At 74.6% G+C, this 8,853-nt stretch carries 12 protein-coding genes and 1 riboswitch; of the genes, 3 read left to right on the top strand and 9 right to left on the bottom strand.

Annotation, left to right across the window (positions count from 1 at the left end; genetic code table 11):
• Both EDJALFJO_RS30945 and EDJALFJO_RS30940 read left to right on the top strand, forming a co-directional pair.
• The coding region (locus tag EDJALFJO_RS30945; protein ID WP_233150137.1) for a thioredoxin domain-containing protein at positions 1 to 806 on the top strand (806 nt) is incomplete at its 5' end.
• Between the two features lie 76 nt (positions 807 to 882).
• Complete coding sequence (locus EDJALFJO_RS30940; protein WP_143448890.1) at positions 883 to 1,215, top strand: hypothetical protein; 333 nt, start codon at positions 883 to 885, stop codon at positions 1,213 to 1,215.
• Positions 1,216 to 1,238: 23 nt separating this feature from the next.
• Here EDJALFJO_RS30940 and EDJALFJO_RS30935 read toward each other — a convergent pair whose 3' ends face one another.
• From EDJALFJO_RS30935 to ribD, 8 genes are read right to left on the bottom strand one after another with little or no spacing between them, the layout of a single operon-like run.
• Positions 1,239 to 1,727 (bottom strand): PH domain-containing protein, encoded by a 489-nt coding sequence (locus EDJALFJO_RS30935; protein ID WP_198950805.1) that lies wholly within the window; start codon positions 1,725 to 1,727, stop codon positions 1,239 to 1,241.
• Positions 1,724 to 2,569: an ATP phosphoribosyltransferase gene (hisG, locus tag EDJALFJO_RS30930; RefSeq protein ID WP_088290390.1), complete on the bottom strand. Its 846-nt coding sequence runs from the start codon at positions 2,567 to 2,569 to the stop codon at positions 1,724 to 1,726. Before hisG ends, EDJALFJO_RS30935 begins: the two co-directional genes overlap by 4 nt.
• 55 nt (positions 2,570 to 2,624) lie before the next feature.
• Positions 2,625 to 2,888, bottom strand: coding sequence for a phosphoribosyl-ATP diphosphatase (locus EDJALFJO_RS30925; RefSeq protein WP_088290388.1), 264 nt, complete (start codon positions 2,886 to 2,888; stop codon positions 2,625 to 2,627).
• 33 nt (positions 2,889 to 2,921) lie between these two features.
• The gene (gene ribH / locus EDJALFJO_RS30920; RefSeq protein ID WP_088290386.1) at positions 2,922 to 3,401 is read right to left on the bottom strand and encodes a 6,7-dimethyl-8-ribityllumazine synthase; all 480 of its coding nucleotides are present in this window, start codon (positions 3,399 to 3,401) and stop codon (positions 2,922 to 2,924) included.
• Positions 3,398 to 4,723, bottom strand: coding sequence for a 3,4-dihydroxy-2-butanone-4-phosphate synthase (ribB, locus tag EDJALFJO_RS30915; protein WP_088290427.1), 1,326 nt, complete (start codon positions 4,721 to 4,723; stop codon positions 3,398 to 3,400). The genes ribH and ribB overlap by 4 nt, the downstream gene beginning before the upstream one ends.
• Positions 4,723 to 5,412, bottom strand: coding sequence for a nicotinamide riboside transporter PnuC (pnuC, locus tag EDJALFJO_RS30910; RefSeq protein ID WP_088290384.1), 690 nt, complete (start codon positions 5,410 to 5,412; stop codon positions 4,723 to 4,725). The genes ribB and pnuC overlap by 1 nt, the downstream gene beginning before the upstream one ends.
• On the bottom strand, positions 5,409 to 6,050 hold the full coding sequence (locus EDJALFJO_RS30905) for a riboflavin synthase (protein WP_088290382.1): 642 nt from the start codon (positions 6,048 to 6,050) through the stop codon (positions 5,409 to 5,411). The genes pnuC and EDJALFJO_RS30905 overlap by 4 nt, the downstream gene beginning before the upstream one ends.
• Positions 6,050 to 7,165 (bottom strand): bifunctional diaminohydroxyphosphoribosylaminopyrimidine deaminase/5-amino-6-(5-phosphoribosylamino)uracil reductase RibD, encoded by a 1,116-nt coding sequence (ribD, locus tag EDJALFJO_RS30900; RefSeq protein ID WP_233150136.1) that lies wholly within the window; start codon positions 7,163 to 7,165, stop codon positions 6,050 to 6,052. The genes EDJALFJO_RS30905 and ribD overlap by 1 nt, the downstream gene beginning before the upstream one ends.
• A 161-nt stretch (positions 7,166 to 7,326) precedes the next feature.
• Positions 7,327 to 7,457: riboswitch (FMN riboswitch) on the bottom strand.
• Between the two features lie 157 nt (positions 7,458 to 7,614).
• Here ribD and EDJALFJO_RS30895 point away from each other — a divergent pair.
• Positions 7,615 to 8,022, top strand: coding sequence for a hypothetical protein (locus EDJALFJO_RS30895; protein ID WP_198950803.1), 408 nt, complete (start codon positions 7,615 to 7,617; stop codon positions 8,020 to 8,022).
• A 16-nt stretch (positions 8,023 to 8,038) separates the two neighbouring features.
• On the opposite strand, the gene EDJALFJO_RS30890 is transcribed toward EDJALFJO_RS30895, so the two are convergent.
• Complete coding sequence (locus EDJALFJO_RS30890) at positions 8,039 to 8,707, bottom strand: GNAT family N-acetyltransferase (RefSeq protein ID WP_088290380.1); 669 nt, start codon at positions 8,705 to 8,707, stop codon at positions 8,039 to 8,041.
• Positions 8,708 to 8,853: the final 146 nt, after the last annotated feature.

Here is an 8,853-nt window from a genome sequence, read left to right as displayed (position 1 = left end):
TCCACCACCCCGTCCACCACCTCGACCACCACCTCGACCACCCGGAGCACGAAGTGACCAACGCCCGTACCGCGAAGAGCGCCCGCGAGAAGTCCGCCGAGATGCGGGCGCAGGCCGCCCGCCAGGAGACCCGCAAGCGCAGCACCCTCGTCCTGGCGGCGGTCCTCGCCGTCCTCGCCGTGGCCGTCGGGGCCACCGTCCTGGTCCGCACGGCGACGCACAACCAGTCCGTCGCGCAGGCCGCCGCCGAGGCGCCGCCCGGGAACGTCAACGGCAACGGCGGCATCGTCGTGGGCGACGGCGGCGCGAAGGTGACCATCACCAGCTACGAGGACTTCCAGTGCCCGGCGTGCGCCTCGTTCGAGAAGGCCAACGCGACGCAGATCGAGAAGTGGGTCGCGGACGGCACGGTGAAGGTGGAGTACCGGCCGATCGCGTTCCTCGACGAGCAGTCGACGACCGGCTACTCGACCCGGGCCCTCGTCGCCGCCGCGGCGGTCGTCGACAAGACGCCGTCGGCGTTCCCGGCCTTCCACAAGGTGCTCTTCGCGAACCAGCCGGCCGAGGGCTCCGCGGGCCTGGACGACGCCACGCTCGTCGACCTCGCGGGCCAGGCGGGCGGCGACAGCGCCGCCGTGCAGACCGCGCTCTCGCAGGGGAAGTTCAAGGGCTGGACGGCGAAGGTCACCGACGCCTTCTTCACGGCGAAGTACACGGGGACGCCGACGATCCTCGTCAACGGGACCCAGCTCAAGGACTGGTCGCCGACCGCTCTCGCCGCGGCCGTCGAGAAGGCCGCCGCCTGACGTCCCGCACCGCAGCGACCGCTGCCGCGGGTGCCGGGACTGGTCCCGGGCCCGCGGCAGCGGCATGCTGGCCCGCGTGACGCACGATCCCGACCCGCCGCCGGACGTCCGGGTCCCGCTGCCGGCGTCGCTCGCGCAGCCGTCGTGGCGGCGCTGGGTGCCGGCGCTCGTCACGGCCGTCGCGATCGGGATGCACCTCGTCATGGGCGTCCCCTACGCGGCGTCGGGGCTGCTCGCCCCGGGCTGGGCCGTGGCCCTGCTCGCCGTCTGGTGGCTCGTCCTCGGCGGGGTGCTGCTCCTGCTCGCCGCCCGGCGCAGCCTCTTCGTCCTCGTGGTGCCGCTCGTCGCGCTGCTCACCTGGGTGGCGGTGGTGTCCGCCGGTGACGCCTGGCTCGGCTGGACGGCCTGACGACGCGAGCCGCGGCGGGAGGGTCAGTCGTCGCGCTCGGTGCGGCTGTGCAGGGCGACGAGCGTCGCGAGCCGGCTCGCCTCGGCCCGGCCGTGGGCGCCGTCCGCGCGCTGGATCGCCATGACGGCGAGCGTGTCGCCGTCCGACAGGTCGAGCGTGACCCACGGGTCGCCGTCCCCGAACCGGACGTCGACGACCTGCGCCCACTCGAGGTCGCGCCGCGTCGTGAGGTTGCGGACGGCGAGGCCGCCCTGCGCGGGCACGGCGGCGACGAGCGCGAACCGGGACAGCACCCACCCGACGGCCGCCGCGACGGCGAGGAACCCGACGCGGTCGTACCAGGCGAGCTGGAAGCCCTCGCGGCTCGGCAGCCCGAACGCGAGGAGCGCGAAGACCAGCCCCTGCGCGATCGCCACCGTCGTGGCGACCCGGCGGCCGCGCACCGACCGGAAGGGCAGGTGCAGCCGGGCCTCCCGGCCGTCGGCCCCCGCGGGGACCTGTCCGCCGCTCACAGCCGGCACGCGTGGATGCCGGTGACGAGGATGGCCCGGGCGCCGAGGGCGTACAGGTCGTCCATGACCTGGTTCGTCCGGGACCGCGGCACCATCGCCCGGACGGCGACCCAGCCCTTGTCGTGGAGCGGCGACACCGTCGGGGACTCCAGCCCCGGGGTGATCGCGCAGGCGTTCTCGACGTGCTCGACGCGGACGTCGTAGTCCATGAGGACGTACTGCCGGGCTACGAGGACGCCCTGCAGCCGGCGGACGAGGACGTCGACGGCGTCGTCCTGACCGGCGCCGGTGCGGCGGACGAGGACCGCCTCGGAGCGCAGGATCGGCTCCCCGAAGATCTCCAGCCCGGCGGCGCGCAGCGTCGTCCCGGTCTCGACGACGTCGGCGATGACGTCGGCGACCCCGAGCCGGACGGCGGTCTCGACCGCACCGTCCAGCCGGACGACGCCGGCGGTCACACCGTGCTCGGCGAGGTGCCGCTGGACCAGCCCGGCGTAGCTCGTCGCGATCCGGCGGCCCTCGAGGTCTGCGAGCGTGGACGCCGTCCCCGCCTTCGCCGCGAACCGGAAGGTCGAGCCGCCGAACCCGAGGGGCACGACCTCCTCGGCGTCCGCGCCGGAGTCCAGGAGCAGGTCCCGGCCGGTCACGCCGACGTCGAGGGTGCCCGCCCCGACGTAGAGCGCGATGTCGCGCGGGCGCAGGAAGAAGAACTCGACGTCGTTCGCGGCGTCGACGAGGACGAGCTCGCGGTGGTCCCGGCGCTGCTTGTAGCCGGCCTCGCGGAGCATCTCCGAGGCCTCCTCGGAGAGGGCACCCTTGTTCGGGACGGCGACGCGGAGCATGGCAGGACCTTCCGGATACGGCGGGGGTGCAGGGACGGGTCGGAGGACGACGCCGTCACAGATGCTTGTAGACGTCCTCGAGGGTGAGCCCGGACGCGACCATGAGCACCTGGAGGTGGTAGAGCAGCTGCGAGATCTCCTCGGCGGCGCGGTCCCGGCCCTCGTGCTCGGCGGCCATCCAGACCTCGGCGGCCTCCTCGACGATCTTCTTGCCGATCGCGTGGACGCCGGCGTCGAGGGCGGCGACCGTGCCGGAGCCGGCCGGGCGGGTCACCGCCTTCTCGCTGAGCTCGGCGAACAGGGCCTCGAAGGTCTTCACGTCCGCCAAGGCTAGGGCACGCCGGCCGCGCCGCTACGGGCGGCCGGTGAGGCGGTAGAGCGTGACGGCGGTCGTGACGGCCGCGGTGGCCGCCTCGTACCCCTTGTCCTCCTTCGACCCGGGCAGCCCGGACCGCTCGAAGGCCTGCTCGACCGTGTCGCACGTGAGGACGCCGAACCCGACGGGGACGCCGGTCTTCACGCTGACCTCGGTGAGCCCGACGGTCGCGGCCTGGCAGACGTAGTCGAAGTGCGGCGTCCCGCCGCGGACGACGACGCCGAGCGCGACGACGGCGTCGAACCCGTGGCTCGCGAGCCGCTGGGCGGCCACGGCGAGCTCGAAGGTGCCGGGCACGTTGACGGCGACGACCTCGTCGACCTTGCAGTCCTCGAGGCCGCGCCGGGCGCCGGCCAGGAGCCCGCCCATGATCTCGGAGTGCCAGGAGGCGTGGACGATCGCGACCCGCAGCGCGGAGCCGTCCGCCAGGGTCGTCGGTGCACCTTCGCCGCTCATCGCAGCCCTCCAGCCTCGTCGCCGACAGGTTCGAGCACGTGCCCCATCCGGTCTGCCTTGGTCCGCAGGTACGCCCGGTTGTGCTCGGACGCGCCCACGAGGAGCGGTACCCGGACCCGGACCTCCACGCCGTGGGCGCGCAGGCCGTCGACCTTCTCCGGGTTGTTCGTCAGAAGTCGCACCGCGCTGTAGCCCAGATCACGCACGATCGCGGCGGCGGCCCCGTACTCGCGGGCGTCGACGGGCAGCCCCTGCTCGACGTTCGCCGACACCGTGTCGTGCCCGAGGTCCTGCAGCGCGTACGCCGTGAGCTTGGCGAGCAGCCCGATCCCGCGGCCCTCGTGGCCGCGCAGGTAGACCACCGCGCCGCCGTCCTCGGCGACCGCGCGCAGCGATGCGGCGAGCTGCGGGCCGCAGTCGCAGCGCAGCGAGCCGAAGCCGTCGCCGGTGAGGCACTCGGAGTGGACCCGGACGAGCGGGGCGCCGTCCGACGTCGGCGCGACGAGCGCGACGTGCTCGGCGCCGGTGAGCAGGTCGCGGTAGCCGTGCGCGGTGAACGTGCCGAACCGGGTCGGGAGCGTCGTCGTGGAGTCCCGCTGCACCCGGGCGCGGCCGGGCTCGCGGACGGGCAGCCGGGTGAGGAGCTGGGCGACGTCCTCGTGCCGGCGGCGGTACTCGGCGAGGTCCGCGATGCTCACCAGCGGCAGGCCGAACTCGTCGGCGAGGCGGCGCAGCCCGGGCAGCCGGGTCGTGCCGCCCTCGTCGTCGACGACCTCCGCGATGACCCCGACCGGCGCCAGGCCCGCGAGCCGGCAGAGGTCGACGGCGGCCTCGGTGTGCCCGGGCCGCTCGAGGACGCCCCCGGGCCGGGCCCGCAGCGGGAAGACGTGCCCGGGGCGGGTGAGGTCGCCGGCGGTCGTCGCCGGGTCGGCGAGCGCCCGCAGCGTCGTGGCCCGGTCGGCCGCGCTGATCCCGGTCGTCACGCCGTGCCGGGCGTCGACGGAGACGGTGTACGCCGTCCCCTTCGCGTCCTCGTTGACGGCGACCATCGGCGGCAGCGCGAGGATGTCGGCGAGGTCGTCCGGCATCGGCGCGCAGAGCACGCCCGAGGTGTGCCGGACGGTCCAGCCGATCCAACGCGGTGTCGCGTGCGCCGCGGCGAGGATGACGTCGCCCTCGTTCTCGCGGTCCTCGTCGTCGACGACGAGGACCGGCAGGCCGTCACGGATCGCGGCGATCGCGGCCTCGACCGGGTCGAGCCGGACGGCGTCCGGGGCCTCGTGCCGCACGGCGGCCTCCTCCGTGCGCTGCTCGGCGGTCATCACGCCACCTCCTGGTAGTTCGGGTCGGCGACGGTCTGCTCCTGGCGGGACGCCTTGGCCCACACGAAGAAGCCCCAGACGACGAAGGCGCCGTAGACCAGGTAGAGCACCGCCGAGGGGTACAGCTGGGCCCGCAGCAGCAGCGGCACCCCGACGGCGTCCACGGCGATCCAGACGAGCCAGAAGTCGACCCAGCCGCGGGCCATCGCGTACGTCGCGAGGAGCGAGCCGGTGAAGATCCAGGCGTCCGCCCAGACCGGCGGGAAGGAGCCGAGGGCGCTGAACACCGGGGTGAGGACGCCGACGAGCACCGCGGCGACGACCACGAGCGCGGCGCGCTCGGGCCACGTCGCCCAGCGCGGGGTCACAGGCGAGCCGCCGTCGTGCCGGCTGCGCGTCCACCGGACCCAGCCGTAGGCGGAGACGACGACGAACATGATCTGCCGGGCCGCCTGGCCGAGCAGGTTCTCGCCCTGCGGGGTGTTGAAGGCCGCCCCGAGGAAGACCGTGAAGAGCAGCACGTTGCCGACGATCCCGACCGGCCAGGCCCAGACCCGGCGGCGCATCCCGCCGACGGCGCTCGCCAGGCCGAACGCGTTGCCGACGATCTCGCGCCAGAGGATGTCGTGGCCGCCGATCGTCAGCGTCTGGTTGAGCGCGGTGTCGACGACCTCCGCGAAGCCGCTCACGCCGGGACCTCCGCGGCCGCGGGACGCGCGAGCATCCGCTCGACGTACTTCGCGAGGACGTCGACCTCGAGGTTGACGACCTCGCCGGGCGCCCGGCGGCCGAGCGTCGTCCGGGCGAGCGTCTCGGGGATGAGCGAGACGGTGAACGTCGTGGCGGTGCTGCCGTCCGGCAGCCCCCAGCCGTCGTCCACCGACGCGACGGTGAGCGAGATGCCGTCGACGGCGACGGAGCCCTTCTCGACGACGTAGCGCGCGAGGGTGTCGGGGACGGCGATCCGGACGACCTCCCAGCGGTCCCCCGGCACCCGCTCGACGACCGTGCCGGTGCCGTCGACGTGGCCCTGGACGACGTGCCCGCCGAAGCGGCCGTCCGCCCGCATGGGGCGCTCGAGGTTGACCGGTGTGCCCGGGCCCAGGCCCGCGAGCGACGTCCGGCGCAGGGTCTCGAGCATGACGTCGGCGGTGAAGGTGTCGCCGTGCTGCTCGATGACGGTCAGGCAGATCCCGTTGACGGCGATCGAGGCCCCGTGGAAGGCGTCGCTCGTGACGAGCGGGCCGCGCACGGTGATCCGTGCCGACTCGGCGCCCGGCTCCAGGCCGACCACCTCGCCGAGCTCCTCGACGATCCCGGTGAACATCAGGCACTCACTTCCGCGGGGACCTGGGGAGGCGTGGACGGCGCCGCGGCGGTCCCGGCCGCGGCGTCCGTGGTGGTGCTCTTCTCGTGCCGGCCCGACGGGGCGAGCACGGGGTGGGCGGTGATCCGGACGTCGCCGTCGAGCACGGCGACGTCCGTGACATCGAGCCGGACGACGTCGGCGATGCTCCGGACGCCGAGGTCGCCGACGGCGCTCGCACCGGCGCCGAGCAGGGCGGGCGCGACGTAGGCGAGGACCTCGTCGACGGCGCCGGCGGCGAGGAACGCGGCGGCGAGCGTCGGGCCGCCCTCGAGCCAGACGTGGCGCACCTCGCGGGCGGCCAGCGCCGCTAGGACCTCGTGCGGGTCGCGGGTGCGCAGGTGCAGGGTCGGTGCGGCGTTGTCGAGGACGCGCGCCCCGGCGGGGATGTCGGTGTGGCCGACGACGACCCGCAGCGGCTGGCGGCCGACGGGGCGGCCGTCGGCGTCCCGGACGGTGAGGTGCGGGTCGTCCGCGAGGACCGTGCCGGTGCCGACGACGACCGCACCGGTCTCGGCCCGGCGGGCGTGCACGTCGGCCCGGGACGCCGCGTTCGTGATCCAGCGGCTCGAGCCGTCGGCGGCGGCGCTGCGGCCGTCGAGGGTGCCGGCGAACTTCCACGTGACGAACGGGCGGCCGGTGCGGACGGCGTGCAGCCAGCGCCGGTTGAGCGCCTCGGCGTCCTCGGCGAGGACGTGCTCCTCGACGTCCAGCCCCGCCGCGCGCAGCACGCTCGCACCGCCGGCGGCGTCCGGGTTGGGGTCGGAGGCGCCGACGACGACCCGGGCGATCCCGGCGTCGATGAGGGCCTGGCTGCACGGGCCGGTGCGGCCGGTGTGGGTGCAGGGCTCGAGCGTGACGACCGCCGTCCCGCCCCGCACGGCGCCGGCCGCCCTGGCCAGCGCGTCGACCTCGGCGTGCGGAGTACCGGCCCCGCGGTGCCAGCCCTCCCCCACGACGCCACCGGCTCGGTCGAGGATCACGCAGCCGACCTGGGGGTTCGCGCCGCCGGCGGGGCCGCGGGCGGCGAACGTCAGGGCGCGGCGCATCGCCGCGACCTCCGTGGGGCTCGCCATCGCCTGGACCCTCCTGCCTCGTGCCGGTGGTGCTCGGGCACGGGCTCCGGGGTGGTGCGACGGCGGTCGTGAGGGCTCCGCCGTGGTGGCCGGGCTCTCGACACGTCGTCACGCGACGCCGACCCCTGCGCAGGTCGATGACCTGCACGGACGTCGCCGCCGTGCGTGCTGCCTCCCATCCGGACTCTCACCGTCGGTCCCGGAGTTCCACCGGGTCAACCGGCCGCTGGCTGCGGTCGGGTCGCGGACTGTCACCGCCGGTTCGGATTTTCACCGACCCCGGAGCACGCGTGCGTAACGCTCCACAGTATGCACAGCGAAGGCTCGAAGGACAGACCCACCCGGCTGGGAGCGGGCTGTGACGTTCGTGGCGCCGCGGGCGGGAATGCCGTCGGCGGTGCCGGAAAAGGTGGTGCCTCCGCCCGGACCTGGCCCCTACGGTCGCCGACATGATCGAGGACCCGGACGGCGAGCCGACCGACCACTTCCACGTGTCGTCGACGCTCAACCGGGCGTCGATCCTGCGGCACGGGCTCGACGTGTCGAAGATGGGCGCCGCACCGGGGATCGCCGGCAGCAGCCGGCCCGAGGCGGACGGCGTCTTCGTCGCCCGCGGCCGGCACGAGGCGCAGTGGTTCGTCCGGATGAACAACACCGGCGGCCCGGTCGACGTCTGGCAGGTCGCGGACGTCGATCTCATGACGCTCGAGGACAACGGGAACGGGTACGAGTACGTACCCGGCACGGTGCCCGCCGGCCGGCTCCGGCTCGTGGCGCGGGACCTTCCGGTCGCGGTCCGGGACAGCGCCGACGACGACTGGGCCGTCGCGCCGTCCTGGGACCCGTCGTCCGCCTGACGCCGGCTCGCGCGGCCTACCCGTCGGCGCCGGCGTCGATGCCGAGGAAGCGCCGGACAGCGGCGGCGCCCTCGACCTCGACGGGCGCGTCCGGACGTCGGAACGCCTCGGGGGTGAGCAGCAGGCCGCGGTTGACGGCGCACTCCTCCGGTCGTCGCTTCATGCGGACGTCGCCGTTCGGCACGTAGCCGACCTTGCGGCTCACGGCGAGCGACGCCGGGTTGTCCAGGAAGGCCGCCGACGTGACCTCCTCGAAACCGAGGTGGTCGAAGGCGAGCACGCACATCGCCTGCCGCATCCGGGTGCCGATCCCCTGGCCCTGGAACCGCTGCCCCAGCCAGGACCCGGTCTCGCCGGTGCGGGTCACGAGGAAGTCCTGGGTGCTGACCCCCTGGACGCCGACCACCTCGCCGTCGCGCCGGACGACCAGGTCGATCGACCAGCGCCCGGGCGTCGTCCGGCCGCGGACCTCCCAGTAGTGGCGCAGGTAGTTCGCCGGGAGCTCGTCGGGCGGGGCGTCGGTCCACGGCATGGAGAACGGCATCCGGTCCTTGTCGTGGATGCCGTCGAGGACCAGGGCGACGAGGTCGGGCAGGTCGTCGTCCCGCACCGGCCGCAGCTCGAGGTCGCCGAGGCGGACGCGCAGGCCGAAGATCGGCCAGAGGTCGGTGAGGGCAGGGTTCATGGGTTCACGGTAGGAGCCGGTTCATGGTCTCCCAACCGGGTTTCCGGTGCTCCGGGCCGGACGTGCTACTCCGTCAGGGCCCCGAACTGTCGGACGACACCGTCGAGGAAGTCGCGAGGCCGTTCGGGGACGGCGAGTAGCGCCCA

The sequence above is a fragment of the Kineosporia sp. A_224 genome, from assembly GCF_002198655.1.
In the GTDB taxonomy this organism is placed as follows: domain Bacteria; phylum Actinomycetota; class Actinomycetes; order Actinomycetales; family Kineosporiaceae; genus R-H-3.
The sequence above is the reverse complement of the archived record's forward strand: the minus strand, read 5'-3'. Positions and strand labels throughout refer to the sequence as shown.

Bases quoted from the DNA above. Each gene is read 5' to 3' on its own strand.
- EDJALFJO_RS30890 (WP_088290380.1), bottom strand. From the start codon at position 8,707: ATGAACCCTGCCCTCACCGACCTCTGGCCGATCTTCGGCCTGCGCGTC.
- ribH (WP_088290386.1), bottom strand. From the start codon at position 3,401: ATGAGCGGCGAAGGTGCACCGACGACCCTGGCGGACGGCTCCGCGCTG.
- EDJALFJO_RS30895 (WP_198950803.1), top strand. From the start codon at position 7,615: ATGATCGAGGACCCGGACGGCGAGCCGACCGACCACTTCCACGTGTCG.
- ribD (WP_233150136.1), bottom strand. From the start codon at position 7,165: ATGGCGAGCCCCACGGAGGTCGCGGCGATGCGCCGCGCCCTGACGTTC.
- EDJALFJO_RS30905 (WP_088290382.1), bottom strand. From the start codon at position 6,050: ATGTTCACCGGGATCGTCGAGGAGCTCGGCGAGGTGGTCGGCCTGGAG.
- ribB (WP_088290427.1), bottom strand. From the start codon at position 4,723: ATGACCGCCGAGCAGCGCACGGAGGAGGCCGCCGTGCGGCACGAGGCC.
- hisG (WP_088290390.1), bottom strand. From the start codon at position 2,569: ATGCTCCGCGTCGCCGTCCCGAACAAGGGTGCCCTCTCCGAGGAGGCC.